Consider the following 26,469-nt stretch of genomic DNA (forward strand, 5'->3'; position numbering starts at 1 on the left):
AAAGATAAGGTGATATTTGATAATCAATTAGAACAACAAAGGCTACAAAGAGCGGATGATCTGCGTGAAATGGGAGTTAATCCATACCCTCATTTCTTAAGACGTGATATGGATATTTCTAAATTTAGACTTAAATTTAATCATATAAAAGATACGGAAGATAAAAAAGCCGAGGGGCAATTCGTAAGTCTTGCGGGTCGCATTAAGCTGATACGCGACGCAGGTAAGGCGATATTTGCAAATATCGAAGATGAAGACGGAAATTTACAAATTTATTTTAGTAACAAAACACTTGACGCAGAGTGGTTTAAGGTTGTTAAGAAAAATATCGAAGTAGGTGATATCATCTTTGTTCGCGGATATGCTTTTGTTACTAAAACGGGCGAATTTTCTATGCATGTTAGCGAGCTAACACTTGCTTCAAAAGCGATATCCCCACTACCTGAAAAATACCACGGCTTGGTTGACATAGAGACAAGATATCGTCAGCGCTATCTTGATATGATAATGAACCCTGAAGTTAGAAATGACTTTAAAAAGCGCTCGATCATTGTTTCTACGATTAGAAGATTTTTTGAAGATAAAAATTTCTTAGAGGTTGAAACCCCGATGATGCACCCGATCGCGGGTGGTGCAAATGCTAAGCCTTTTGTTACTTTTCATAATGCACTAGGTGTTGATCGTTATCTAAGGATAGCACCGGAGCTATATCTAAAACGCTTGATCGTGGGTGGCTTTGAGGCTGTTTATGAGATGAATAGAAATTTCCGTAACGAGGGCATGGACTTAACGCACAATCCCGAGTTTACAAGCATAGAATTTTACTGGGCGTATCATACTTATCATGATTTGATGGGCATAACAGAAGAGCTTTTTAACGTCCTTCTCGATAAACTTGAGATGGAAAAGGTCATAGAATTTGACGGTATGAAGATCGACTTTTCAAAGCCATTTGCTAGGATAAATTATAAAAAAGCACTTGTTGAGATAGGCGGCATCGATCCTAGTATCATAGAAGATAAAGAGCAAATTTTAGCCAAGCTTAAAAAAGATGAATTTGAGGCAAACGACAAGCTTGATCTAGGACATCTTCAAGCGGAACTTTTTGATAACTATGTCGAAGAAAAGCTTATAAATCCTACATTTATAATTGACTTTCCGATCTCCATATCTCCGCTATCAAGAAGAAGTGATAAAAACCCTAATGTGGCAGAGAGATTTGAGTTGTTTATCGCAGGTCGCGAGCTTGCAAACGGCTTTAATGAATTAAACGATCCAATAGATCAATACAGCCGCTTTTCCGGTCAGATAGAAGCCAAAAACGCAGGAGATGACGAGGCGCATGAGATGGACGAGGACTATGTCCGTGCTCTTGGATATGCTATGCCTCCAACAGCTGGCGAGGGCATAGGTATCGACCGTCTTGTTATGCTACTTACCGATAAAAAGTCGATTCGTGATGTTGTGTTATTCCCCGCTATGAGACCGTTAAAAAATGAAAACCAAACAAAGGAGAGCAAATGAGTTTAGAAAATTACGATAAGTCAATATTTGATCTAGTGCAACTTGAGTTAAAAAGACAGTGTGATCACCTTGAGATGATCGCTAGTGAAAATTTCACATATCCTGAAGTAATGGAAGTAATGGGCTCGATCCTAACAAACAAATACGCAGAAGGCTATCCTGGCAAGCGTTACTATGGCGGATGTGAATTTGTTGATCAAATAGAACAGATTGCAATTGACAGATGTAAAGAGCTTTTTGGATGTGAATTTGCAAATGTTCAACCAAACTCAGGCTCTCAAGCCAACCAAGGTGTATACGGCGCACTTTTAAACCCTGGCGATAAAATTTTAGGCATGGACTTAAGTCATGGCGGGCACCTAACTCACGGCGCTAAAGTAAGTAGCTCAGGCAAGATGTATGAGAGCTTTTTTTACGGTGTAGAGCTTGACGGACGTATCAATTACGAGCGTGTTTTAGATATCGCTAGGATCGTAAAACCAAAGATGATAGTTTGCGGCGCAAGCGCTTACACAAGAGAGATCGACTTTAAAAAATTTAGAGAGATAGCCGATGAGGTTGGAGCTATACTTTTTGCCGATATAGCCCATATCGCAGGTCTTGTTGTAGCGGGCGAGCATATGCATCCATTTCCACACTGCGATGTCGTAAGCTCAACTACTCATAAAACTCTTCGCGGACCAAGAGGCGGTATCATTATGACAAATAATGAAGAGTATGCAAAGAAAATCAACTCTTCAATCTTCCCTGGAATTCAAGGCGGACCACTTGTACATGTCATAGCAGGCAAAGCAGTAGGCTTTAAGCATAACCTATCACCTGAATGGAAAGTTTATGCAAAACAAGTTAAAGCAAATGCTAAAAAGCTTGGAGAAGTGTTAATGGGACGCGGTTTTGACCTAGTAAGCGGTGGTACTGACAACCATCTTATCTTGATGAGCTTTTTAAATAGAGAATTTAGCGGTAAAGATGCTGATATCGCACTAGGAAATGCAGGCATAACTGTCAATAAAAATACGGTTCCTGGCGAGATAAGAAGTCCGTTTGTAACAAGCGGTATTCGCGTAGGCTCACCTGCTCTTACTGCACGCGGTATGAAAGAGGCCGAATTTGAGCTAATAGCAAATAAAATCGCAGATGTGCTTAGCGACATAAATAACACATCTATCCAGAAAAAAACAAAGGCCGAACTAAAAGAACTAGCGCATAAATTTATAATATACGACAGGGCGATGTTTTAATGCAAAGTATTGATACTGCACTTATCAAGATGATAACATCGCATTATTTTATAAAACGCGACGTTATAGTTAATAAAATAGAACATAAAGGCAGGTTATTTTTTGATAAATTTGAGCGTGTTAATGAGCTTTTAAACTATAAAGTCATACAAGATCATGACGCAGGAAGGATTATTGCCGCTCACCCTTTGATAAACGCAAACGACAAGGTTGAGAATATCGTTTTTGACTATAACGGTAGAACGCCTGAACGTTTTTGGCATCGTGCACAGTTGCTTTTGCGAGAGGAAGGTTTTATAAATTTTACCGCATATAAAAGCAAGACCGAGGGACATTTACATCTATATGTTCACAAAGGTCATACGACATTTCACGAGGCTTGCCAGCTAGCTAATATGCTAAGCATGAAGCTGTCTCAGCGTCTTGCTAAAGAGTGGAGAATGTTTCCTAATACCGATATGCCAAGAGAATTTAATATATTGGCTTTGCCTTATGAGCTTTATCAAAAAGAGCGAGGGGCGAGCTGGTCGAAACACATGTAAGGAAAAGATATGCAAACAGATAATGAGCTAAAAGATATACTTTTGGATAACGACGATGAGATAAAAAGTGCAAAGATAAAGCGACTTTTAGTCTTTGTTGCGGCTCTTGTGATTTTATTTTTAATTATCGTTATGGCGATAAAAATGCTAAATTCCAGTGATGTTCCTCAAGCTCAAAATGATATAGATTCAAGGCTTGTTTTGCCACCTGTACCAACTCAAACGCCCAAAGATAACAATATCGTAGCTCAGCAGCCATCTCTTCCTATAAATGACAAAAAAGACGATCAGTTGTTTGAGCAAGTACCTATTGTTCCTGAAAGCAAGAGTAATGACGAATTTGAAGATATGGTAAAAAGGCTAAAGGAAAAAGAGAGCAATAAAATAGCCGCAGCAAATGAAGCTAAAAAAGAGGAGCTTAAGTCTGAAGTCGTAGTTGCCAAAGAGCAACCAAAGGCTCAATCAACAACTAGCACAAAAACTCAAAACGAGACAAAAGCGGCTGATAAAAAACAAGAGGTAAAACAACCTCAAGCTGCAAAACCGACTCAAACCCCGGTTGCTAAAACTCAACCAACTAAGCCTACTACTCAGGCTAGCACAGGAGGCTCTTATGTGCAAGTTTTTGCAGGACTTAAGTATAATCCAAATGCGGACTATCTTAAAAAATTGCAAGCCAAAGGCTATAAATACCAAACTGTAAAAGTTGGAGAGTTAACTAAAGTTATCGTCGGTCCTTTTGGGGCAAACGAGCTTAAAAACGCACTTGCTGATATTAGGAAAGATGTAAACAAAGACGCATTTGTATATAAGGCAAAGTAATGCAAACCTTCGCACTTTTCGGAGATCCTGTCGCTCACTCTATCTCTCCAAGGCTTCACAATAAAGCCTTGAGGGATTTGGGTCTTGATGCGCTTTATACTCGTGTTTTACTAAAAGATGGAAGCGAGTTAATGTCTAAATTTCGCTCCTTAAAGCTTGATGGGGCAAATGTCACGGTTCCTCATAAAGAGCATGCTTTAAATTTAGCCGATGTTGCTTCGCCGACTGCCACTTGTGCAGGCTCGGCAAATACATTGGTTTTAAAAAATGATAAAATTTATGCCTATAACACCGATACTTTGGGCTTTATGCGAGCTATTGCGCCGTTTGGCGATATTAAAACAGCTCTTATAATAGGAGCCGGTGGCACAGCAAAGGCGCTTGCGTATGTTTTACAAAACAACGGAGTTGAGGTTGAAATTTTAAACCGAAGCAAAGAGCGTATTCAAGATTTAAGTCAAAATTTTAACTGCTTTAGCTGGGATGAATTTAGACCAAAAGGTTATGACCTTGTTATAAATTCAACTTCTGCAGGTTTAAAAGACGATATTTTATGTGCTCCGGTTGAAATTTTACTTCCTGTGATAAAAGGTTCAAATTTTGCATTTGACGTGATATATAATAGAGCAACCCCGTTTTTAAATTTAGCTCAACAGCATAACCTTACATGTAAAAATGGTGCGGATATGTTGCTTTTTCAAGCTGTTTTTGCGTTGAATTTATTTTATGACTCAAGTTTGGACGAGACAAAGATAGAAAAATCAATGCGTGAGGTTTTTCGTCTTTAAACTAACCTCTTAATGTGATATAATCATCAAAATCAAAAAAGGTATAAAAATGATAAAAAAGACAAAAATCGTAGCCACCTTAGGGCCTGCAAGCGACGACATATCCGTGATGGAAGAGATGGTGAAAGCAGGCGTAAATGTCTTTCGCTTAAATTTTAGCCACGGAACACACGAATACCATAAATCAAACATCGACAAAATTCGTGAAGTAGAGAAAAAGCTTAATATTCGTATAGGAATTTTACAAGATATCTGCGGTCCAAAAGTCCGTATTGGCAAGCTTGAGGTGCCATTTGAGCTAAAAACTGGCGATAGGCTTGATATATATGCTGATGAAATTTTGGGTGTTAAAGTTGATGAAAATCACTATAAAACTTGCCTAAATCAACCTCAAATTTTGGCAATGTTAAAACCTGACGAATACGTCTATCTTTATGATGGCAACATCCGTGCAAAGGTTGTTGAAGCAAGTGCAAAAGTTGTCCAAACTAGGATAGAAAACGACGGCACTTTAAGCTCAAACAAGGGCGTAAATTTCCCAAATACCAAAATAGGTATAGAGGTTATAACTCCAAAAGATCGAAGTGATATGGAATTTGGTGCTAAGTGTGGGGTGAGTTTTGTTGCGATTAGTTTTGTTCAAAATGCAGATGATGTGCGAAAAGCAAAAGAAATTTTAAGAGGATTTGGCTCAAAAGCGAGTGTACTTTCTAAGATAGAGAAATTTGACGCTGTTGAAAATATAGACGAGATCATCAAAGAAAGTGACGGTATCATGGTGGCAAGAGGCGATCTTGGCATAGAAGTCCCATACTACCGTGTGCCTACTATACAAAAACTTATAATCAAAAAAGCAAATGCAGCTAGCAAGCCTGTCATCACTGCAACACAAATGATGTTAAGTATGGCAGAACATGAAACCGCTACGCGTGCAGAGATAAGTGACGTTGCAAATGCCGTTTTGGACGGAACGGACGCTGTTATGTTAAGCGAGGAGAGTGCGATAGGCAAAAATCCTGTTGCAGTCGTTGAGGCGATGAGCAATACAATCGTGCAAACACAGAGTATATATCCGTATAATAAATTTGATGAATTTGAGTTTATGGATGAAACTGATGTAGTCTCTTCAAGTGCAGCCGCTCTTGCCGTTAGGTTAAAGCTAGATGGTATAATATCTATAACATCGTCTGGTAAATCAGCCATAAAACTTGCTAGAAATCGCCCAAATATCGACATCTATGCAGTAGCCCACGATGAAGCTACGGCGCATTCGCTAACCTTATCTTGGGGTATAACTCCTGCGCTTGTTGTTGCTAAAAATAAACTTGGTGATCTTTTGGCTGACACTATACAAAAAGCAGTAGAAGGTGGTTTTGTGGATCATGAAAAGGGGTATTTGGTAACTGCGGGACATCCGACCGGAGTTGAGGGAAGCACAAACTTTTTAAGAATTCTAAGACGCGACCAGATTGATTATTATCTATCTCAAAAGATATAAATTTACACCCTTCAAGCTGTTTTATCGGCTTGAAGGGTTTTTAATCTATCCTAAAATAAATAAAATATCAAGTTTTTGTTCTGCTTTCAAATGCTTTTAAAAGTGATAGCATATCGACATTTTCAAGGCTTACTCCGGTAGGAACACCTTGGGCTAGTTTGCTAAATTTGATGTCTGGGTTTTTTATCTTGTCTTCTATATAGATCATAAGCGCATCGGAATTTAGTCCAGGAGTAAAGGCAAAGATGACTTCGGTTGTTTGGTTTATGGTTATTGTTTTTTTTAGCTTGTTTATAACCTCTTCATTTACTTCTTCCATTACGAAGTAAAATCCATCGTATATGCCGTTTTGTTCAAAGGTTAAAATGTCTTTTGGGCTTTCAACTATAGTTAATAGACTATTATCTCTTGTCGTATCGGCACAGATATCGCAAATTTCATTCTCGCTAAGTCCTCCACATCTTTCGCAACGCTTGATAAATCTAACCGCATCTTCTATGCATTGGGCCAGCTTTAGTCCGCCAAATGTATCTTGCAAGCTTACAAAATAAGCAAATCTAGTAGCCGACTTCTTGCCTATACCTGGCAGCTTGTTAAACGCCTCTACTAATTCGTTAAATTTCTCTAAGTCTTTTTTCATTGTGATTATTTTTTAGTGGTAGATGGAGAAATTTTAAAGCAGTGATAGCCATCTTCGTATGCATAGTTTAATTCAAATTTTTGCATTTGACAAATTTGCTCTATGATGTAAAGTCCAAGACCCATGCCTGCACTGGTGTTTTTATCGCCTCTTACGAAGGCTTGCATGTAGTGTTCTATCGGGTGAGCTAGAGGGTTGCCTAAATTTTTAACAGTTATTCTGTTGCTTTCGCATATCACGATAGCCTTTTTGTCGTTGGCGTATTTTAGGGCATTGTCTATTAAATTTTTGATCGCAAGAGAAAACAGCTGGAAATCAACCCTTAAAAGCATATCCTCTTTTATCTCGCAAGTTACTTTTTCGTGAAATTTATCAAGCATAAGCATGTCTTCGACTTGTTCGAGTATCAGTGAAAAATGACACTCTTGATAGTTTAGTGCGTAGCTTTTTGATAGAAGTTGCTCGACTTTGCTAAATTCATTAATTAGCATTTCAAGGCGCTCAAAGACATTTATGAGGCGTGATTTTTGCGTATCGTTTGACACCATTTCAGAGACTATGCGACCCTTGCCTATGGGTGTTTTTAACTCGTGCATTATAGCTCGCAAAAACAACTGTCTTGAGCGTATGAGCTCTCTTATCTTGCAAACTGCGTTATCAAATTCAAGCGCGACTTGCGATATTTCATCTTGGGCTTTTGCGTTAGGTAGAGGGCAGATAACCGTGTCCATGTTTCCAGCGGCAAATCTTCTTATGTCTTTACTTAACTTTTTAAGCGGTAAAAGACTTTTTAGTACCGACACATAAAGTGATATAAGCAATGCGGAAATAACAAAAAATCCCATCCAAAGCGGGTCATTTACATGCCTTACGTCGTTGCTTTCAAGTAGTAGCTGAAAGGATGGGTTTTTAATAAGCAAATAAAGGTCGTTTTTATAAAGTATGGATTGCACAAGTCCTAGCGGGGTATGTCTTGCAAAGATATGCTCTCCGTTATCCACAACTGCGTTTGCTAAATTTTTATTACCGACGTATTCAAGCCCGAAATTTTTAAAGTAGTGCTCCAGATCTTTTGGTGGATTAGCTCTTTCGTAAAGCGTTAAAAGATAACTTATGGCACTTACTTGTTTGCTTCGAAGTTTGTCCACGGCGTTGTCTCGCTGAATGTTTGCAAAAGTTAAAAACAGCAAACACATCAGCGAAAACGCGATGGCAAATATTATCGTAATTTTCGTGGTGATAGAGTATTTCATCCGATGAGTTTATATCCTATGCCGCGAACTGAAAATATATGTTTAGGTGATTTTGAGCTATCACCTATTTTTGTTCTAAGACGACCTATGATAACGTCTAAGCTTTTTGAGTCCTTATCTTTTAGGCTCTTGCAGTTATAGACAAGTTGCTCGCGAGATACTGAAAAGCTGTGTTGTTTGATAAGATAGTTTAGTATCTCATACTCAGCAGGAGTTAGTGTTAAAGCTTCATTGTTAAAGTAAATTTCATGACGTTTTTCATCTACTCTAAATGCACTGTCTATAACTTCTTCTTGAACCTCGTTTGTTTTTTTGTATCTACGGATAAGACTTGTTATGCGAGCATACATCTCTTTTGGATCGTATGGCTTTGGCAGATAGTCGTCAGCACCTATTTGAAGTCCTACAACCTTATCGCTTATGTCGGAGCGAGCAGAGCTTATGATGATAGGTATGTCATATTTTTGTCTGATCTCTTTACATACTTCAAGTCCGTCTATGCCAGGCAAAGTAAGGTCAAGTATAAGTAGGTCGAAATTTTTGATGCCGGCGCTAAGACCTAAATACGGATCTTCGAAATTTGTTATTTTTATATTAAAATTATCAAGATACTCAGAGAGAATTTGTGCAAATTCCGGATCATCTTCAATCATTAAAACATTAACCATTATTGTATCCTTATGTTAAAAATTTGTATGATTATACGCAAAAAAGATAAATTTATTTCTAAATTTTATAAAATATTAGATAGAATAACGGATTTTAATAATAAATTTAGGAAATGTTGTGGAAGTTAGTTATTATGAAATATTAGAAATTTCTCAGAGCGCAAATGCGGATGAGATAAAAAAAGCTTACAGAAAACTTGCTTTAAAATACCACCCGGACAGAAATGCCGGAGATAAAGAAGCTGAAGATAAATTTAAGTTAGTTAATGAAGCCTATCAAGTCTTAAGCGATGAAAAAAAGCGTGAAATTTACGATAGATACGGCAAAGATGGCTTAAATGGATCGGGTGGTTTTGGAGGAGGTTTTGGTGCCGACTTTGATATATCAGATATCTTTAGCTCGTTTTTTGGCGACTTTGGTTCTTCAAGGACACGTCGTAGAAATACCGATAAATACTCGGTTGATCTTGAAGTATCTATAGATATAAAATTTCATGAGGCTGTTTTTGGTTGCGAAAAAGAGATAAGTTACAAGATTAAAGTCCCTTGTGACGAGTGTAAATCAACCGGAAGCAAAGATGGCAAAACCCATACATGCCAGTATTGTAGAGGAACGGGAAGAATTTCTCAAAACAGAGGCTTTATGAGTCTTGTTCAAGAGTGTCCTTACTGCCATGGTAGCGGTCAAACTATCAGCGAAAAATGCCCTAGTTGTAATGGAAACGGCTTTAAAGAAGAGTCAAAAACTATAAAGATAAGCATTCCGGAGGGTGTTGATAGCGGCATGAGAATGAGGGTTTCCGGTAAAGGAAACATAAGTTCAAGAGGCGAGAGCGGGGATCTTTATGTAAATATAAATGTGGCTGAGGATGATTATTTTATTAGACATAATGATGATATTTATGTTGATTTTCCTGTGTTTTTTACCCAAGCGATACTCGGAGAAAGCATAACGATACCTACACTTCATGGCAAAACAGAGCTAAAACTACCTGTCGGAGCAAAAGACAAACAGCAGTTTATATTTGAAAACGAGGGTGTAAAAAATGTAAATTCAAAGCGTGTCGGTCGCTTGATAGTTCAAATTTCGATACAAAATCCACAAAAATTAACCGATGAGCAAACAGAACTGCTTACGAAACTCCAAGAAAGCTTTGATATAAAAAGTGGCACCGCGATACACGACAACGACAGCGTCTTTGATAAGATAAAAAGCTGGTTTAAAAAGTCTTAAACCTGGCTAAGAATTCACTTGCTTGTTTTATTAACAAGCAAGTAGTATTTTATAGGTGAGTGCCTACAGCTCCTCTTGGTCCATGCCCTAACTCTTGCCTGATAGCGTTTGCAAGCTGAATTTTGCCGATGTGTGGCGAGAACTCTTTTATGTATGATTTGCTTTTTTGCTTTTGTATCTTTTTGTTGCTAAATACAAATAGCTTTGCGTCTATTTTATGCTCTTCAATAGCCGTTTCCATAAAATTTGATAATGTTTCTATGTTAAATCCCTCTATCTCTTCATCAACCAAAACAAGACCATATATCTTATCTCTTAGATGTTGCACTACCTCGTCAAAGCTGCTTGCAACAGTTAGCTTGTCGTTAAATTCCTCAAGTGTACTTACAAAAATTTTATTTTCGATAGGTGACTTTTTGCAAAGTAAAATTTCCTTATTTTTTGCAAGATCATTCTCTTTTTTTACGAAATTTTTAAAATTCGGTATAAATTTGTATAAAAGCATCTTTAAGTTTTCTGTATTAAACGGCTTTTTGATGTGAGCGTCAAATAGACTTTCGATGTCTTTTTCTGATGCGGAACTCGTGTTTGAAAGCATGCCGATAACCGGAGTTTGGGCGTTTAGAGTTAGTGCTTTAAATCTATCATACTCTTTCATTGTGGCGGTTATATCGCCGTGAAGTTGCGCTGTTATAAAAATGATATCAAAGTAGATATTTTTAGTCATTTCAAGCATGGCTTCATAGTTGTTTTTTAGCACAATATCAACGCCGTAAGTTTCAAATGCCGTAGCACACATATTTAAGACGATAGAGTTGTTGTCATATATAAGCACTTGAGGTCTATTTAGGCTAAAATCTTGCGCGTAATGCACAAAATAATCATGCTTTAATTTGCTTAAAATACCGATTGGAGTAAGCGGATCTTTTACCATCGATAAATTTTTGATATTTGTTTGTATCTCTTTGTCTTCGCGCATGAGGATCATGTTGTATTTTTTAGGGTCGTTTATCCTTGATAAATTTGACACCGTTTGAAAGTCTATGCCAAAATCTTTTAAAATCTGGGTAAAAAAGCTATTGTATTTTGCATTTATGTCATTTACAAAACACACTTGTAAATTTTTATTATACTTAGGGATGTCAGGTTTGTCGGTGGTCCTAAGCTTTATCGTATATCTAAATTCGTTACCTATGCCACCGGTGGCATTGGCGGCATTTATAAAAATTTTACTATTCATAAGCTCAAGATACATATTTGCAACTGCTATCCAAAACTCCGTATCCTCTTGGTAGTTTTGCAAATTTGCATCTGAGTTTAAAAGAGTGTGTATCTGTGACTGGGTTAAGGTGTTGGCGTCATTTTGCACACTTACGCTTAAATTTACAAACTCGCTTCCTAGCTCTTGAGGGAGGGTTTTTATTTCGACTGTGATATTTGCGTATTGGTTACATTGTGATATGGCACTTGAGATGATGTTTGAAGTGATAATTTTGATCTTATTATCATCTCCGACTAGGTATTTGTCAAGTTTCGGATCGATAAAAGTTATAAAATTTATCTTTTTATCTCTAACATCACCCATCTTGCTCTCAAGGATATTTTTAAACAAAATTTGCGGATCAAATTCCTCGTTATTAAGGACAAAATCACTTGACTCTATATCAAGGATATTTTTGATATTTTCAAAATTTGCATATGTCAAAGTTGTGTTTTCATCAAGGGTATTTATGGCTTTTGTTTTATCTGCAGACAGGAACGACCTCTTTAAAAATGCTATACTTTGGGCATTTTGTTTATGTTTGTTTTTATGTGTTTTTATAAGTTTGTTTAGATATATATTTTTTATCCCGTTAAACATCTTGTTGCGGTTATACTTATCAGACAGGTTTCTATGGGTTGCTACTAGCTCTTTTAGCACGGCTTCTGGGGTGATATCTTTCTTTATCATATATTCTTTTATGTAAGATAGATCCTCGTTTAGTTCATTAAGTAGTCTTAACCTAGCAAACAGCACAATCACCGAATACACCAAAAAGCCGGTAAGTGCTAAAAATGCTATAAATTTAGAGTGCGCCTGGGAGTAAAATATACTTGCATCACGTATCAGCTTGTTTTCGACAAGATCTGAAAACTCAAGCAAGATACTAAATTTATAGTATTCGAATTGATCTATCTTTTTTATATCATCAGATGAAATTTCATGCGCTTTAGATGATACGATGTTAAGATATAGATCTGAAAATTCACTTAGCATATCTATGGTTTGCTTACTGTTTATAAGCTTTTCTATCTGGGCTTTTACTTCGTTTTGTGGCAAGAGGTTGATTTGTGATTGCTCTAAAATTTCATCATTTAGCCATCTCATGATATTTTCTTGCGTTACGATTTGGTGGTTTGACAGTGCTTCGGAAATATAACTGCGGGATTCGTTTATGAGCCCTAAATTTGAGTAAATTTTATTTAAGATCGTGATATAAATTTTTAAGTCCAAGTTGATGTCTGAATTTTGAGCTGTTAAGTAACTCTCTATCATTGAGCTATTTATGCGTTGAAAAAAGTATAAAAACGCGGTCGAATACTTTTGCTTGGCATCTTGTATGTTTTCTCTTAGAAATTTTATATTTTGTATGAGATCGGCTTTGTATTCTGGCATGTCTTCAAAAAGTTTTGAAATTTCATCGGTGATTTTTTTACTTTTTGCGTGTAGGTTATTAAAGTCTTCTTCGTTTTTAGGGGTTGGATTATTTATAAAATTTAATGCACTTCTACGTTCTTGTATGAGGGTTTGAGTCATCTGTTTAAGCAGGGTTTGCTTTTTGATGTTTGAGATTAGCTCGTTTGAGATGGTGGCTTTTTGCATGTATTCGTAACTTGTGTAGGCGCTAAACATTATCGCTACTACAATTGAGATCAAAAGTGTGTAGTCTTTAAAAAATTTCATATTATACTTTTCTACCGTATTTTCTTATTAGTCTATTTAGGCTTTTTAGGCTGTTGCGGATATTTAGTATAAACGCACCGAGGTCTATTGCATTGTCATTTTGAACCGACTCGTAAATTTTAACAAGAGGTGTTACGTGTAAATTTACGGCAGGTTCTTTTAGTATGGAGATTATCTTTGCTACATGCGTCGTGTCGTGCGACATCAAGGCGTTATGCAAAGCTATGCTGTTTTTATTTATCCCTTTTACCAAGACATTTAGGTATGAGGCGAATTCTTCATAGCTGATGTTTAGAAATTTGCTCGTTCTTTCAAACCAAGTATCATCAAGCATGGTGTTTGAAATTTTACTTTGTTCGTTCATGCTTAGGTATCTAAAAACAGGAAGTCTAAGTGCAGGAAGTTCGTCGTCGTATGTTGTATTAGCAACCGGAAGTAAGTCCTCGTCTAAAAGTAAAACAACCTCATACATACTCTCGCCGCTAGCAAGGCTTAGCTGTAAAACCTTGGCGGTTGCTTCTATTTTTTTATTGTCTTTGGTGCGTAAAGTAATTGCTTTTGTGCTTTTTGGGGACTTTAGGATATCTTGAACAAAGCTTAAGTTGTCTTCTTTTTTATAGTTTTCACAAATATCGTCAAGATCGCTGTTTCTAGCCATAAAGTCATCAAAACTGTCGTAATGTAAAATTCTAAGGCTTTTACCGCCCATGCCGAAAATTTTATAAGAACTATCATAGAGTATCACAAGCTTCCTTTATGTTTCGGATTGCCTAAGGCTGTCGATCTTTCGCGCAACGCTTTTATTTGTAACGTTTGCTATTTCGTCCAAATTTGCCGTATAGATTTTATCGAAACTTCCATAAAAATTTAATAACTTCACAATCTGTCCCGCCGAAATCCCGGCTTGTGCGAGTTTTGAGTTTTGCATGTTTTGTTTTTGTTTTGTTTTACGGTGGAAATTTATAACAAAACGGTGGCTTTCATCGCGTAGCTTTTGGAAAAATTGTAGTTTTTTATCATCTGTGCCAAGGCTAAATTTGCCTTTTAATGTATAAATTTTATCTTTTGCCGAGCCTTTTGCGCGGTATGCTTTTGCGTCTACTTTTTCTTTTGAAATGGCGATAATGTCGATATTTGTCCCACTACTTGCTAAAATTTCGCAAGCTAGATTAAGCATAGCCTCTCCGCCGTCAAGCACCCAAAGATCGGGCGGGGAAAGTTTATCAAATCTAAGCGCTCGAGCACTTAGGCTCTCTTTCATCTGGTCGTAGTCGTTTTTAGCACTTAAATGCATGTGGCGGTAGTTTTGTTTTGTCCATTCACCGTTTTCATAACGCACCATAGCACCAACTGTTGCCTCTCCAAATAAATGTGAGTTATCAAAAGCTTCGATAACATAAGGTGTCGTGCTAAGTTCAAAGTAGTTTGCGATCTCTTCAAGTAGCTCGCTTTGTGTTGTTTTAAGATATTTTTCTATGCTTATGTGGGCATTTTTGGCGGCGATCTCGCAAATTTTACGTTTTTCGCCGATTTTTGGCGTTTGTATGCTAAATTTCCTAGTAGAGTGCCTCTCGTTTAAAATTTTCTCAACCAGCGCTGTATCTTCAAATTCATCAAGGGTATAAATTTTAGTGCTTATAAATGGTTGATCAGGCGCGAAGCTTTCAAGGATAATGTGTTTATAAGCTTCGTTTATCGTGCTTTCATCGCTATCTTTTGCATTTGCGATAGATGTTTTTACTCCGTTTATCTTACCGTTTTGAACACTAAATCTAATCGCACAAAGCAAAGAGTGCGAAGCAACTACTGCGTAAGCTTCAAAGTCTTCAAGCTTGGCAAGATCGACTTCGACTTTTATCTGCATGTTTTTTAGCGTCTCTATCTGATCTCTAACAGCTGCGGCTTGTTCGTAGTTTTGGGTTTGCGCATAGCTTAACATGACTTTTGATAGGCGCTCAATGAGCAAATTTGGATTTTGCAAAGCATGCATGGCTTCCTTTACGATTAAAGCATAGTCGCTTGCTGAAATTTTAGCCTCGCAAGGTGCTTTACAGCGACCCAGTTGATAAAACAAACACGCCTTTTTGCTTTTAAGGCATGACTTTTTTTGCACAAGAGCAAAATTTAAGTAAATAGCGTCAAGTAGTTCTCTAGCTCCACTGAAATATGGTCCAAAATAGCGTATATTTGAACCTTTTACTATCTTTCGTGTTATCTCAAACCTAGGAAAATCATCATTTAAATTTATAAATATATAAGGGTAAGTCTTGTCGTCTCTTAACAAGATGTTATATTTTGGCTTAAGTTGCTTGATAAAGGAGTTTTCAAGGATTAATGCGTCAGCTTCGCTTGACGTTACGATGTATTCAAGGTGGACGGTTTCGCTTAACATCTTATGTATGCGCGGGCTTACTTTTGGGCTTGGCAAAAGTCCGTTAGAAAAGCTAAAGTAGCTTCTGACACGATTTTTCAAAATTTTAGCCTTGCCTACGTATAAAAGGCGGTTTGCACTATCAAAATACTGATAGACGCCAGGTTCGTTTGGTAGAGTTTTTATCTCGTCAATTAGCATTAAATTTATCGTTTCTAGCTTGCAAAATAGCTCTTATCTCTTCAAATTTGGCGTGTATTTTTTCATCTTTGGCTAAATTTGCAAATTTTCCTTTGCTTTTTGGGCATAAAATTTTTAACTCGTTTTGTGTTGGCTGCAAAAATCTAAGACTTTTTGTAACAAAAAATTTTATATCCTCTACTGAGCCTAAGTTGCTCTCTTTTTTGATGCTTGAATGCGCTTTTAATAAGCCTTTTATCATATTTATACTACTATCTCGCCTAAGTTCTTGCAGGGCTAGAGGATGTTTAAGAGCAAAGTAAAGTGTGGTGTGTTTTAGGTAGCAAAAGGCTATTAAACTTTGATACGTTTTACTCATAAGCAAGACTAGCTCTCTGCAGTCATTGGCTTTGTGTAAATTTTTATATAGAGGATTTTTATAGATATGTTCAATCAAATTTTTAGCATCTTTCATAAGACGATTTTATCATTTTTTATTTTAAGTTTCCTAATGGGGTGCGGTTACAAGGCGGATCCGTTTTATGGAGATAAGCCTGTGAAAGAGAGCAAAACTCAAACCTTTAAATAAAATTTAAATAAATTTTATGTAGTTTTAAGTAAAATACATCGTTTTTAAAACCAAAAATAGGAGAAATTTATGAAAATTCTTTCATTAATGTTGCTGATGCTTTGTTCGCTATTTGCAAGCGGTGCAGAGTCAGCCGGTGCGGAGCACATCGACCTTAGCACGACATGGGTCGGAATACTTTGCTTAATTATATTCGTCGTCGGTTATTATTTTATCGCCGCCGAGGAAAAATACCACGTAAATAAAGCAAAACCCGCGCTTTTTATAGGTACGTTTATGTTTATGCTAATTGGCATCTACATGGTTATCCATGGCATGGATGTCCATCCGTTAAATAACGAAGTAAATCACCTTATCTTAGAGATCGCGCAGATTGTATTTTTCTTAACAGTTGCGATGACTTATATAGAAGCACTTATCGACAGAGACGTATTTAATACCCTTAAATACAACCTTGTTTCAAAAGGTTACACGTATAAAAAATTATTTTGGCTAACAGGTGTTATTGCATTTTTCTTAAGCCCGGTTGCCGATAACCTAACTACCGCGCTTATCCTTTCAACTGTTCTTTTGACAATAGATAGAACCAATAAGCCATTTTTGGTTGCAGGCGCTATAAATATCGTTGTAGCGGCTAATGCCGGCGGTGCTTGGAGCCCGTTTGGCGATATTACTACGCTTATGGTTTGGGCTGCAGGTAAAGCTCCTTTTGTGGATTTCTTGTTTTTATTTCCGGTTTCTATCATCGGTTGGCTTGTTACCGCTCTTTTGCTTGTTAAGAGCGTTCCGGAAGGAAGCCCGCACTTTGACCCTGAGAACGAGCCTAAATTTTCAATTAAAAAGGGTGGTAAAGTTATCATATATCTTGGTGTGTTTACGATAGTTTCGGCGGTTCTTGGACACCAGCTTTTCCATCTTCCTGCGATGTTTGGCATGATGTTTGGTATGTCACTTTTAGGAATTTACACATACATCTTTAAGAAAGTAAATAAAACCGAAGAGCCTATAAGCTTATTTCACTTTATGTCAAAGATAGAAAATGATACGTTGATATTTTTCTTTGGTATCCTTTCAGCCGTCGGCGCGCTTCACTTCCTTGGTTTCTTGGATTATCTTATCAAACTTTATGATGTATTCGGTCTTAGCGCGATCAACATCGCGGTCGGTTTCGTTTCGGCTATCGTTGATAATGTTCCGGTAATGTCTGCAGTTCTTAAATCAAACCCTAGTATGGGTATAGATCAGTGGTTGCTTGTTACGTTAACAGCAGGTATCGGTGGTTCTATGATAAGCTTTGGATCTGCTGCCGGTGTAGGCGTAATGGGAAAACTAAAAGGCATTTACACATTTGGCGCACATATGAGCCAGGCATGGAAAATAGTTGTCGGATATGTTGTTTCGATCGCTATTTGGTATGTCCAGTTTGAAATTTTAGGGATTTATTAATGAAAACATCTGACATTATTGTTTTGGATTTTGGCTCGCAGTATACTCAGCTAATCGCTCGTCGTTTAAGAGAGCAGGGTGTTTATACGGAAATTTTACCGTTTAACGCCAAGTTTGACGATATAAAGGCAAAAGAGCCAAAAGGTATAATACTAAGTGGAGGTCCTGCAAGTGTATATGCGGCCGATGCTTATTTTTGCGATGAGGGAGTTTTTAGATTAGGTCTTCCGATACTTGGAATTTGCTACGGCATGCAACTTCTAGCTCATAACTTCGGAGCAAAGGTTGCTGCGGCAAATAAAAAAGAGTATGGTAAGGCAGAGCTAAATGTAGTAAAAGAGCATGTTTTGTTTGCCGATACTCCAAATTCTCAAATAGCATGGATGAGCCACTCTGATATAGTTGAAAATTTACCGCAAGGGTTTGAGCCTTTGGCGACTAGCGAAAATTCACCGTTTTGTGTGTTTGGTGATGATGTGCGTAAATTTTATGCCATGCAGTTTCACCCGGAGGTCCAGCACAGCGAGTTTGGTTCTCAAATTTTAAAGAATTTTGCTAAGCATATTTGTGGTTGTGAAAGCACTTGGAATATGGGAAGCTTTGCTAAAATGCAAATGGAGCGTATAAAGGCTAAAGTAGGCGATGACAAGGTGCTTTGTGCAGTTAGCGGTGGTGTTGATAGCTCTGTCGTGGCGGCACTTTTGGCACATTGTATAAAAGATAATTTAATAGTTGTTTTTGTTGATAACGGTCTACTTCGCACAAATGAGCGTGAGCAAGTTGAGGCTACATTTAGAACTCGTCTAGGCGTTGATTTGATAGTTATTGATGCGAGTGAAATGTTTTTAAGTCGTTTAGCAGGAGTTACCGATCCCGAGAAGAAACGTAAAATAATCGGCGAGACGTTTATCGAGGTGTTTGACGCTGAAGCCAAAAAGCACACAAATGTAAAATACCTAGCACAAGGCACACTTTACACCGATATCATCGAGAGTTCGGTTGTTGGTGCTAGTAAAACGATAAAAAGTCATCATAATGTCGGTGGTTTGCCTGACTGGATGAAATTTGAGCTTATCGAGCCGTTACGTGAAATTTTTAAAGATGAGGTTAGACAGCTTGGCCTTGAGCTAGGACTTTCTCGCGATCTTGTCTTCCGTCATCCGTTCCCGGGACCAGGACTTGCTATACGCATAATGGGTGAAGTAAATGTGCCTAGCTTGGAGCTTCTTCGTAAAGCCGATGTGATACTTCGCGATGAGCTAAAAAGCACAGGCTGGTATAACAAAACATGGCAAGCATTTTGCGTGCTTTTAAATGTAAATTCCGTAGGCGTAATGGGTGATAACCGCACTTATGAAAACGCTGTTTGTATCCGTGTGGTAGATGCTAGTGATGGCATGACGGCAAGCTTTTCAAGACTTCCTTATGACCTGCTTGAAAATGTATCACGTCGTATAATTAACGAGGTTGAGGGAATAAACCGCGTAGTTTATGATATAAGCTCAAAACCACCTGCAACGATCGAGTGGGAATAAGCTATTATTAAATAAAAAGCATTTAAGCAACTAGGGTTAAATTGTGTTATTTGTAAAAATAATACAGTGCAATCCTGGTTGTTTTAAAATAAAATATAAAATTACATAAATTTATTAAAAATTTTAAAAGTGGTTTTTAGTGGCATGTGCTATTGATGCAAGCCATCGTTAAAACCAATGCCATAAACAAAATTATACATCGGATGTTTAAAAATATATAATTGATGAAAATCTATTTTCTATAACCCATTGCAAAAAAGACAAATATTAAGATAAGATTGTAATAACAAGTCAAATAAGTAATTGTAATCTTTAAACAAAGGAAAGATTGTGGATAATAAAATTTATTACGGTGAGTATTCATTAAAGCATTGGATAAATTTAATTTTAAAAAGAAATATTATTTTGCCAGAATACCAGAGATATTTTGTTTGGAAACAAGAAAAAACAAAAGAACTTATAAAAGCTTTTAAAGAAAAACAATTTATTCCACCTATAACGATAGGAAGTTTTGAAGAAGATGGAAAAAATGTTAATTTAATTTTGGATGGACAGCAGCGCTTGACAAGTATATTGCTGGCATATCTTGGATTGTTTCCCGACAAAAAATCTTTTGCTAGCAAGGAGCAAATTGGCTTTGCGGACGAAGATGATAATCCTATAGACGAAGGGCTTATGGATAATATTTTAGAGTGGAATTTTAATAGTCTTGTCAAAAAAGGAAGAGAGAAGAACGAAATTAAAAATAATATAATTGACGGTAATTATGCAAATATGGATTATGAGGTTGATGATGATTTTTTTAATAATAATTTCTTAGGTTTTTCATATCTAGTTCCTAATACAAACGACCAAAAACAACAACAAAATTTTTATTCCAAAGTATTTAGAAATATAAATATGCAGGGTGAAACATTATTGCCTCAAGAAAGTAGATCTGCGTTGTATTACTTAAACAAAGATTTGACAAAATATTTTAAGCCTGAATTTGTCAACAAAATATTTGTCAATGATGCCAAGATGGATTTTGTAAGATATCTTGCCTTGTTGTCTCAATATCAAAAAGATGGCAGTCAAGATGGTCTAGCTAAAGGATTTGCTAGAAAAATGGAAAAATATTATGAAGAGTATATTTATTCTTTAGTGGGAGAAAATACGTCTAATTTATTTGTGTCATATTATGATATTTTTAAAGATACAAATCATGAATTTGCATTTAATAGTATAGAAAAAACTTTATCTGAGCTTGGTTTATTTGCAAAATATGAATCAATTATTGATATGGACGTTAAGTTGTTTGGGTTGATCTATTTTATTATGTTTAAAAAATTTAAAATAGAACTTGAAAAGAAAGATGAGTTGCTTGGCGAGTTAAATCAAGAAATTGCAAAGTTTAAAAATGTGTATTTACATAAAAAAAATCCAAGCGCAATTAAATATCTTAAATCAAGGATCGGCAGTTCCATAGAGATATACAGCAAATATGCTATAAGGGATGTAACATATGAGCAAGCATGATGATTTTATTTTAACATCAATGTCGGTTATTTTAAAAGAGACTATTATTGCCAGTTCAGGTATAGGCGCAGGTGTGGAAACATACCCGCTATGCGACTATATAATGCAGTCTACTTTTCTAAAAATGACAGGTTATCAAGAACAAAAAATGAAATGCATAATATGGGAAATCGCAACCAACGACTTTGAATTTAGAAGAGATTTCTTAAGTAATAAATTTCAACTAGGAGAGTGCTCAACATATAAGGCAAAGAATGATATATACAAATCACTATGTAAGCAAATAAAAGATTTAAATCTTTTTGATAATGCAGATATTAAAAAAAGAGTAAAAGAGGGTTCGTTTCAATTTGTAAAGAGCGTTTTTGAAAATACAAATTTAGCAATATGGGACCAATGCTCTTTTGAAAATTTTTCTAAAAGTAATATTATAAAAGAAAATCAATATTTAAAAAATAAAAATAATTTAGTGGAAAATATAATTCAAGATAAATACGAGTTGTTATACAGTCAAAGAAACAGAATCGCACACAATACACTATCTTACCAGCAAAATTTACCAGATTTGACTGTGCTGAAGAATCAAGATGAGCATGCAAGAAATTATTTTTTATGGTTTTCTATTTTATTATTGATCGATAATATTTTTATTGAATTATATAAAATTTATCAAAAGGAATTAGAAGAAAGAATTTGGTAAAAATGATATAAATTTGAGCCAATATAAAGAAAATAATCATTAATATTTTATCTACTCCCTTGACCCTTGACCTACATCTATAAAAACATTTTTAAATCATACTATAATTATCCGAAATAAATAAAAAGGATAAAAATGGCAAAAATTTATAATTTCACCAATGATATCTTGATGGAGCATGCTAGCATAGTTAGTCAAAGATTATTTATAAATAAAATTTTACACACAGATATCTACGCTCTTGATGAAGGTGAGGAGATCGATAAAGAAAAGCTTTTTTCAGACTGCCTTGCATGGGTAGTGCACGGTGAAATTTTGCTTACCTATGACACTCGGGAAGTTATGCTAAAAACGGGCGAGAGCTGTCTTATAGAAAATGGTGTTTGGCGTAAATTTGTTGCAAAAAAGCAGAGTAAATTGATTTTGATAACTTTTAAGGAGAATGTAATGATAGAGCATTTAGATAAGGCGGCTGTATTTAGCCTAGTCCAAGCGGTAGGATATCAAGATGGCAAGGTGGTAAGTAAAACTCTTGTTAAAAACGATAAAGCAACTGTGACTTTGATGAGTTTTGGTGCAAATACACAACTTTCTACGCATGCAGCACCAGGAGACGCACTTTTGGTTGCGCTTGACGGAGAGCTTGATCTTACCATAGGTGATGAGAAATTTAACATAAAAGAGGGCGATAGTATCGTGATGCCCGGTAAAGTTCCACATGGACTAAAGGTGATGGATAAATTTAAGATGCTTTTGATCGTTACAAGGGATTAAAATAAATTTGAGGTAAAATACATTTTGTGATTATCTTAAAGGGGAAAAGTATGAGTCTAAAAGAAAGTATCGCAAGCTACATAAAAGATAAATTTGACATAGAGGGCGAGAAGGTGTTTGAAAAATACCCTAAAATCAATGTTTTTAGACATAAGGACAACCAAAAATGGTTTGCTATCATACTATCGGCAGATGCTAAAAGTCTTGATTTTAGCGATGAGGCAAGGCAGAAATTTAAAGGCGAAGTAGAACTTTTAAATTTAAAGTGCGATCCATCTCTTGTTTATCTTTTGCACGATCAAATTCGTATAATCCCAGCGTATCATATGAGTAAAAAGCACTGGATAAGCATAAATTTAAACAGCGATATCTCAAAAGAACAAGTTTTTGACTTCATAGACGAGAGCTTTACATTAAGCGCTAAAAAGAGCAAGCGAAGTGAAAAGCGCTAGTTATACTCATCCTTTTGAGCCGATTTTTGATAAAAATTCGCAAATTTTAATACTCGGCTCATTTCCGTCAGTTATCTCACGTGAGGCCGGATTTTATTATTCACATCCTCAAAATCGCTTTTATAAAGTTCTTGCTTCACTTTTTAACGAGCAAATTCCAAAAGAGACAAATGGCAAGATAGAGTTTTTGCTAAAACATAAGATCGCTCTTTATGACGCCGCTTTGATGTGCGAGATAAAGGGTTCAAGTGACGCTGATATGAGGCGGATAATTCCTGTAAATTTAAGGCCGATTTTTGATACGGCAAAGATCAGGCAAGTTTATGCAAACGGCGGTAAAGCTTATGAAATTTGCAACAAATTTTTAAAAGACGAAATTTTACAAGCAACGGGCAAAAACGTCACGCCTCTTCCTTCGACAAGCCCTAGAAATGCCAAATTTAGCCTCGAAAGACTTATAAAAGAGTATGTGGTTATACTAAATAAGTGAAATCCAAATTTCATTTAAATTTAGTTTGAAATAGTATAATCGCCCCTTTAAAATTTGAGGAAATCATGAAACGCAAACATAATTCAAAAATATTTTTATTGCTCTTTTTGGGTGCACTTTCCGCATTTGGACCATTTGTCATCGACCTTTATCTTCCAGCACTTCCGTCTATCTCGCATTGGTTTAACGCCTCAACCTCGCTTACGCAACTCACCCTTACCACAAGTATGGCAGGACTTGCGATCGGACAGTTGTTAATCGGCCCTATAAGTGATAAATTCGGACGAAAACTGCCTCTTACGATATCGCTTATCATCTATACTATAAGCACGATTTGTATATTTTTTACCGCAAGTATCGAGATGTTTATCTTTATGAGGGTTATCCAAGGACTCTCAAGTGCGGGCAGCGTAGTTATCGCTCGTGCGGTAGTAGGTGATCTTTACAGCGGTCATGAGATGACTAAATTTTTCTCACTCATGATGGTTATAAATTCGCTAGCACCCATTCTTTCTCCTATCGGCGGATCGTTTCTGCTTAAAGTTACAGACTGGCGCGGGATTTTTGTCGTGCTTAGCGTGATAGGTATTGTGCTTTTTGTCGCAAATTTTAACTTCAAAGAGAGCCTTGCTTCGCATCGTCGCATGAGTGTACCGTTGCTTGAGACATACGGTATTTATAAAAATGTAATAAAGGAGAAAGTATGAATTTAAAAGAGAAATTTGAGCTTTGCAAGGCTTACGGCGTAACAAACGCGCTATTAGCGAGGCACATCGGCAAGGGAGAGGGCACCGTAAGCGGTATTTTAAACGATAAATACGACTCGGCGAATGCGCAGCTTTATAAGGCGTCAATCGAGGCGTTTTTAGACAAAATAATCGCTAAAAACACGCCTACAAAGGGCGCGCAGATCCCTAAAAGCGAAGTGTGGCTAAGCCTGGTGTTAAAGAGCCGAACGCAAACCAAATAGACGATAGCATATACGCAACAGAAGCAAAAGCAGGTATAACCAAACTCAAAAACTCAATCACTGGTAATGCTGAAGATGTAGCAGTAACTGAAAAAGCAGTAAAAAGCTTTTTGGATGAAAGCTTTGATAGCTCAAAATCTTCAAACGGCTATACAAAACTGCCAAATGGGCTAATACTTCAGTGGGGAATAACAGACCCACAAAATGGCTTTATTGCAAAGTCTATTATGTTTCCAATTGCTTTTACAAGTGTATGTTTTGGTGTATGGGTAACACTAGATAAATCCCAGTTAAGTGCTACTACAGAAACAGTAGTAAGTGGGCACTCTACTACTGGTTTTTTACTAACAGCGTCAGTTATGAATAACCTAAAACTAGGCATCGATGAGATAGCCGTGCTTGGCGATAAGATAAACTACCTTGACGATAAAATGTCAATGGTAAATGCAAGAGATATAATAAACGTGATCGGTCGCACGGCGGGATCGGGCTCTATTTTAGGACTAAAAGGCGATAAAATTTCAGCCCTTGCAAGTAGCTTTTTATCTCTCGGCAAAGCTCCGGAAGTAGCAAGTACCGCTATGAACTCGCTTTTTAACAAACTTGCAAATATTGACGGACAGGATGAGAAATTTAAAGAAGCTCTAAAAAGCATGGGAATGGATGCAAACTACTTAAAGGTAGCGATGCAGCGTGACGCAAGCGGTGGGCTTGATATGTTTTTAAACGCTTTGGCGAAAGTGGATAAAAGAGCTCAAATGGGCGTATTGACCGATATGTTCGGATCTCAGGCGGATTTAAATTTAACTGGAAGCAAACGGATTCTATCTCAAAAGAGAGCGAATTTGGCATTAGCTCAAATGATCGTATAAATAACTATCCTGCGCTCTTTCGTGCAAATTTAGGAAATGAGAGTATAAAAATAGACGGACACACTCTGCCTTATAGCGGAGATAAGCAAGAGGCTCTAAAAGAGCTTTATGCTCTAGCTGGTGCCGGGCTTAGCTACCCTTTAGTAACAGGATACGGCAAATATCTAGGCAAATTTATTATAACAAAGATAAGCGAGAGCCAAGCGGTTTTTACAGACAATGGACTATTTTTTACACAAGGATTTAGTTTAGAGCTTAAAAGGGATTATGATGGATAAAATTTATATAGCTAGCGACAATGAGCGTTTAGATACTATCATTTATAAACATTACGGCACTTTAGAAAACTTTGCCGAAATTTTAGCCTTTAATAGTCATTTAAACGCTATTTTAAGGGCTGGAGATAAAGTCTTTTTGCCTAAAATAAAGGTAAAAGAGATAAAAAACGAGAAAACGTTATGGTAAGAAAACCAAATTTTAAACTACTCGCTAAAGGTAACGACATCACCGCTAAAATCAAAACAAACTTAATAAGCCTAAACTACGAAGATAAAGAGGGAAGCGAAAGTGATGAAATAAGCTTTGTTGTAAATGGCATATACGCCAAACCAATATTTGGAGATCAGCTGGAGCTTTGGCTGGGATATGGCGACAATCTTTATCATTGCGGCAAATTTTCAGTCCAAACCGCCACGCGTGATTACAAAGCCAACACAACAGAAGTAAGAGCTACTGCCGTAAATTTCGCAAGTCCGGGGAAGATAGCCAAACGTAGAAGCTGGGAAAATACTAGCCTTTTTAGTATAGCCTCAAAGATAGCAGGCGAAAACATCCTGTCGGCAAAAACTAGCGGAACGGATCAGCCTATCGCCTCCGTTCTGCAAAACGATATTGGCGATCTTGACTTTTTATATGGACTATGCTTTGACTATGGTTATATAATGAAAGTAGCAAATAATACAATAATAATTACAAGCAAGGACGCAAAAGGCGATGAGAGTCAAACGTCAAACACGCCAAAAAACGAGAGCCTGCCAATCTTTGAAATAGCCTTGACCGAGTGTGAAAGCCTAAGCATCACGGAAGCAAACCGCAACAGCTACTCTGCCGTAATCGTGCAGTGGCACGATAGCAAAGAGGGCAAAGATAAACAGGCTAAAGTAGGCAGTGGAGAGCAAACCTATAAGCTAAATATCCCCGAGCCAAAGAGCGATAACGAAGCCTTTAAAAAAGGCGAAGCAAAGCTAAATGAGCTGCAACGCGGCGGAATAAACGGCTCGCTTACGGCTACGGGCAGAGAATTAAGAGCCGGTGGAAAGCTGAAAGTTTTAGGCGTGGCAGGTCTTGAAAATGTAGAATTTAGCGTAAAGTCGGTATCTCACAATCTAAATGCTACAAGCTATATGATCGATGTGGAG

The 26,469-nt window shown here is 36.9% G+C and carries 27 protein-coding genes; 20 read left to right on the plus strand and 7 right to left on the minus strand.

Features of this window, described 5'->3' with window-relative positions; translation table 11 throughout:
• Positions 1-12 precede the first annotated feature (12 nt).
• From lysS to pyk, 6 genes are read left to right on the plus strand one after another with little or no spacing between them, the layout of a single operon-like run.
• A complete protein-coding gene (gene lysS, locus CCAL5182_RS07875; RefSeq protein WP_322619309.1) occupies positions 13-1,524 on the plus strand; it encodes a lysine--tRNA ligase in 1,512 nt (503 codons plus the stop codon).
• Positions 1,521-2,765, plus strand: coding sequence for a serine hydroxymethyltransferase (locus CCAL5182_RS07880; RefSeq protein WP_169936105.1), 1,245 nt, complete (start codon positions 1,521-1,523; stop codon positions 2,763-2,765). The genes lysS and CCAL5182_RS07880 overlap by 4 nt, the downstream gene beginning before the upstream one ends.
• Positions 2,765-3,307, plus strand: a complete 543-nt coding sequence (locus CCAL5182_RS07885) for a DUF1882 domain-containing protein (protein WP_169936107.1) — start codon at positions 2,765-2,767, stop codon at positions 3,305-3,307. Before CCAL5182_RS07880 ends, CCAL5182_RS07885 begins: the two co-directional genes overlap by 1 nt.
• A gap of 9 nt (positions 3,308-3,316) precedes the next feature.
• Positions 3,317-4,129 (plus strand): SPOR domain-containing protein, encoded by an 813-nt coding sequence (locus tag CCAL5182_RS07890; protein WP_170016199.1) that lies wholly within the window; start codon positions 3,317-3,319, stop codon positions 4,127-4,129.
• On the plus strand, positions 4,129-4,917 hold the full coding sequence (locus CCAL5182_RS07895; protein WP_169936111.1) for a shikimate dehydrogenase: 789 nt from the start codon (positions 4,129-4,131) through the stop codon (positions 4,915-4,917). Before CCAL5182_RS07890 ends, CCAL5182_RS07895 begins: the two co-directional genes overlap by 1 nt.
• 49 nt (positions 4,918-4,966) lie before the next feature.
• A complete protein-coding gene (gene pyk, locus CCAL5182_RS07900; protein ID WP_169936113.1) occupies positions 4,967-6,415 on the plus strand; it encodes a pyruvate kinase in 1,449 nt (482 codons plus the stop codon).
• 67 nt (positions 6,416-6,482) lie between these two features.
• Here the strand turns inward: pyk and recR are convergent, their stop codons facing one another.
• The 3 genes from recR to CCAL5182_RS07915 are packed head-to-tail and all read right to left on the minus strand — an operon-like array spanning position 6,483 to position 8,976.
• Complete coding sequence (gene recR / locus CCAL5182_RS07905; protein WP_336610696.1) at positions 6,483-7,055, minus strand: recombination mediator RecR; 573 nt, start codon at positions 7,053-7,055, stop codon at positions 6,483-6,485.
• Positions 7,056-7,060: 5 nt separating this feature from the next.
• On the minus strand, positions 7,061-8,308 hold the full coding sequence (locus CCAL5182_RS07910) for an ArsS family sensor histidine kinase (protein WP_169972099.1): 1,248 nt from the start codon (positions 8,306-8,308) through the stop codon (positions 7,061-7,063).
• Positions 8,305-8,976, minus strand: coding sequence for a response regulator transcription factor (locus CCAL5182_RS07915; RefSeq protein WP_336610697.1), 672 nt, complete (start codon positions 8,974-8,976; stop codon positions 8,305-8,307). Before CCAL5182_RS07915 ends, CCAL5182_RS07910 begins: the two co-directional genes overlap by 4 nt.
• A gap of 118 nt (positions 8,977-9,094) precedes the next feature.
• On the opposite strand from CCAL5182_RS07915, the gene dnaJ reads away from it, so the two are divergent.
• Positions 9,095-10,210 carry a molecular chaperone DnaJ gene (gene dnaJ / locus CCAL5182_RS07920; protein ID WP_336610698.1) on the plus strand — a complete coding sequence of 372 codons (1,116 nt, stop codon included), beginning with the start codon at positions 9,095-9,097 and terminating at the stop codon, positions 10,208-10,210.
• A gap of 49 nt (positions 10,211-10,259) precedes the next feature.
• Here the strand turns inward: dnaJ and CCAL5182_RS07925 are convergent, their stop codons facing one another.
• The 4 genes from CCAL5182_RS07925 to CCAL5182_RS07940 are packed head-to-tail and all read right to left on the minus strand — an operon-like array spanning position 10,260 to position 16,180.
• Complete coding sequence (locus CCAL5182_RS07925; RefSeq protein ID WP_336610699.1) at positions 10,260-13,154, minus strand: ATP-binding response regulator; 2,895 nt, start codon at positions 13,152-13,154, stop codon at positions 10,260-10,262.
• Position 13,155: 1 nt separating this feature from the next.
• Positions 13,156-13,899, minus strand: coding sequence for a hypothetical protein (locus CCAL5182_RS07930; RefSeq protein ID WP_336610700.1), 744 nt, complete (start codon positions 13,897-13,899; stop codon positions 13,156-13,158).
• A gap of 9 nt (positions 13,900-13,908) precedes the next feature.
• Positions 13,909-15,726 (minus strand): excinuclease ABC subunit UvrC, encoded by a 1,818-nt coding sequence (gene uvrC / locus CCAL5182_RS07935; RefSeq protein ID WP_336610701.1) that lies wholly within the window; start codon positions 15,724-15,726, stop codon positions 13,909-13,911.
• Complete coding sequence (locus CCAL5182_RS07940) at positions 15,716-16,180, minus strand: hypothetical protein (protein ID WP_169936129.1); 465 nt, start codon at positions 16,178-16,180, stop codon at positions 15,716-15,718. The genes uvrC and CCAL5182_RS07940 overlap by 11 nt, the downstream gene beginning before the upstream one ends.
• Positions 16,181-16,363: 183 nt before the next feature.
• Between CCAL5182_RS07940 and nhaD the strand changes: the two genes are divergently transcribed.
• The 13 genes from nhaD to CCAL5182_RS08000 form a co-directional block, all read left to right on the plus strand.
• Entirely contained in the window at positions 16,364-17,740 is a 1,377-nt protein-coding gene (gene nhaD / locus CCAL5182_RS07945; protein ID WP_336610702.1) for a sodium:proton antiporter NhaD, read from the plus strand.
• Positions 17,740-19,275 (plus strand): glutamine-hydrolyzing GMP synthase, encoded by a 1,536-nt coding sequence (gene guaA, locus CCAL5182_RS07950; RefSeq protein ID WP_336610703.1) that lies wholly within the window; start codon positions 17,740-17,742, stop codon positions 19,273-19,275. The genes nhaD and guaA overlap by 1 nt, the downstream gene beginning before the upstream one ends.
• A 330-nt stretch (positions 19,276-19,605) precedes the next feature.
• Positions 19,606-20,793: a DUF262 domain-containing protein gene (locus tag CCAL5182_RS07955; RefSeq protein WP_336610704.1), complete on the plus strand. Its 1,188-nt coding sequence runs from the start codon at positions 19,606-19,608 to the stop codon at positions 20,791-20,793.
• Complete coding sequence (locus CCAL5182_RS07960) at positions 20,780-21,493, plus strand: hypothetical protein (protein WP_336610705.1); 714 nt, start codon at positions 20,780-20,782, stop codon at positions 21,491-21,493. The genes CCAL5182_RS07955 and CCAL5182_RS07960 overlap by 14 nt, the downstream gene beginning before the upstream one ends.
• A 135-nt stretch (positions 21,494-21,628) precedes the next feature.
• Positions 21,629-22,267, plus strand: a complete 639-nt coding sequence (locus tag CCAL5182_RS07965; protein WP_169999830.1) for a cupin domain-containing protein — start codon at positions 21,629-21,631, stop codon at positions 22,265-22,267.
• Between the two features lie 50 nt (positions 22,268-22,317).
• Positions 22,318-22,719, plus strand: a complete 402-nt coding sequence (locus CCAL5182_RS07970; RefSeq protein WP_336610706.1) for an MmcQ/YjbR family DNA-binding protein — start codon at positions 22,318-22,320, stop codon at positions 22,717-22,719.
• Positions 22,706-23,209: a DNA-deoxyinosine glycosylase gene (locus CCAL5182_RS07975; protein ID WP_336610707.1), complete on the plus strand. Its 504-nt coding sequence runs from the start codon at positions 22,706-22,708 to the stop codon at positions 23,207-23,209. The genes CCAL5182_RS07970 and CCAL5182_RS07975 overlap by 14 nt, the downstream gene beginning before the upstream one ends.
• A 65-nt stretch (positions 23,210-23,274) precedes the next feature.
• Positions 23,275-23,916: an MFS transporter gene (locus tag CCAL5182_RS07980; RefSeq protein WP_336610708.1), complete on the plus strand. Its 642-nt coding sequence runs from the start codon at positions 23,275-23,277 to the stop codon at positions 23,914-23,916.
• Positions 23,913-24,179 carry a hypothetical protein gene (locus CCAL5182_RS07985; protein ID WP_336610709.1) on the plus strand — a complete coding sequence of 89 codons (267 nt, stop codon included), beginning with the start codon at positions 23,913-23,915 and terminating at the stop codon, positions 24,177-24,179. Before CCAL5182_RS07980 ends, CCAL5182_RS07985 begins: the two co-directional genes overlap by 4 nt.
• Positions 24,137-25,051, plus strand: coding sequence for a phage tail tape measure protein (locus tag CCAL5182_RS07990; RefSeq protein WP_336610710.1), 915 nt, complete (start codon positions 24,137-24,139; stop codon positions 25,049-25,051). The genes CCAL5182_RS07985 and CCAL5182_RS07990 overlap by 43 nt, the downstream gene beginning before the upstream one ends.
• Positions 25,030-25,329 carry a phage tail protein gene (locus CCAL5182_RS09085; protein WP_442862144.1) on the plus strand — a complete coding sequence of 100 codons (300 nt, stop codon included), beginning with the start codon at positions 25,030-25,032 and terminating at the stop codon, positions 25,327-25,329. Before CCAL5182_RS07990 ends, CCAL5182_RS09085 begins: the two co-directional genes overlap by 22 nt.
• Complete coding sequence (locus CCAL5182_RS07995) at positions 25,322-25,516, plus strand: tail protein X (RefSeq protein ID WP_336610711.1); 195 nt, start codon at positions 25,322-25,324, stop codon at positions 25,514-25,516. Before CCAL5182_RS09085 ends, CCAL5182_RS07995 begins: the two co-directional genes overlap by 8 nt.
• Positions 25,510-26,469, plus strand: a 960-nt coding sequence (locus tag CCAL5182_RS08000; RefSeq protein WP_336610712.1) for a phage late control D family protein, incomplete at its 3' end; no start/stop codon positions are given. The genes CCAL5182_RS07995 and CCAL5182_RS08000, both read left to right, overlap by 7 nt.

Source organism: Campylobacter sp. 7477a, assembly GCF_014892335.1.
Lineage (GTDB): Bacteria > Campylobacterota > Campylobacteria > Campylobacterales > Campylobacteraceae > Campylobacter_A > Campylobacter_A californiensis.

Excerpts from the sequence above, each read along its gene's own strand:
- CCAL5182_RS07940 (WP_169936129.1), bottom strand. The coding sequence starts at position 16,180 with ATGAAAGATGCTAAAAATTTGATTGAACATATCTATAAAAATCCTCTA.
- CCAL5182_RS07925 (WP_336610699.1), bottom strand. The coding sequence starts at position 13,154 with ATGAAATTTTTTAAAGACTACACACTTTTGATCTCAATTGTAGTAGCG.
- CCAL5182_RS07880 (WP_169936105.1), top strand. The coding sequence starts at position 1,521 with ATGAGTTTAGAAAATTACGATAAGTCAATATTTGATCTAGTGCAACTT.
- CCAL5182_RS07890 (WP_170016199.1), top strand. The coding sequence starts at position 3,317 with ATGCAAACAGATAATGAGCTAAAAGATATACTTTTGGATAACGACGAT.
- uvrC (WP_336610701.1), bottom strand. The coding sequence starts at position 15,726 with ATGCTAATTGACGAGATAAAAACTCTACCAAACGAACCTGGCGTCTAT.
- pyk (WP_169936113.1), top strand. The coding sequence starts at position 4,967 with ATGATAAAAAAGACAAAAATCGTAGCCACCTTAGGGCCTGCAAGCGAC.
- CCAL5182_RS07970 (WP_336610706.1), top strand. The coding sequence starts at position 22,318 with ATGAGTCTAAAAGAAAGTATCGCAAGCTACATAAAAGATAAATTTGAC.
- nhaD (WP_336610702.1), top strand. The coding sequence starts at position 16,364 with ATGAAAATTCTTTCATTAATGTTGCTGATGCTTTGTTCGCTATTTGCA.
- CCAL5182_RS07885 (WP_169936107.1), top strand. The coding sequence starts at position 2,765 with ATGCAAAGTATTGATACTGCACTTATCAAGATGATAACATCGCATTAT.
- CCAL5182_RS07960 (WP_336610705.1), top strand. The coding sequence starts at position 20,780 with ATGAGCAAGCATGATGATTTTATTTTAACATCAATGTCGGTTATTTTA.
- recR (WP_336610696.1), bottom strand. The coding sequence starts at position 7,055 with ATGAAAAAAGACTTAGAGAAATTTAACGAATTAGTAGAGGCGTTTAAC.
- CCAL5182_RS07895 (WP_169936111.1), top strand. The coding sequence starts at position 4,129 with ATGCAAACCTTCGCACTTTTCGGAGATCCTGTCGCTCACTCTATCTCT.
- CCAL5182_RS07965 (WP_169999830.1), top strand. The coding sequence starts at position 21,629 with ATGGCAAAAATTTATAATTTCACCAATGATATCTTGATGGAGCATGCT.
- CCAL5182_RS07910 (WP_169972099.1), bottom strand. The coding sequence starts at position 8,308 with ATGAAATACTCTATCACCACGAAAATTACGATAATATTTGCCATCGCG.
- CCAL5182_RS07915 (WP_336610697.1), bottom strand. The coding sequence starts at position 8,976 with ATGGTTAATGTTTTAATGATTGAAGATGATCCGGAATTTGCACAAATT.
- CCAL5182_RS07995 (WP_336610711.1), top strand. The coding sequence starts at position 25,322 with ATGGATAAAATTTATATAGCTAGCGACAATGAGCGTTTAGATACTATC.
- CCAL5182_RS07980 (WP_336610708.1), top strand. The coding sequence starts at position 23,275 with ATGAAACGCAAACATAATTCAAAAATATTTTTATTGCTCTTTTTGGGT.
- CCAL5182_RS07985 (WP_336610709.1), top strand. The coding sequence starts at position 23,913 with ATGAATTTAAAAGAGAAATTTGAGCTTTGCAAGGCTTACGGCGTAACA.
- guaA (WP_336610703.1), top strand. The coding sequence starts at position 17,740 with ATGAAAACATCTGACATTATTGTTTTGGATTTTGGCTCGCAGTATACT.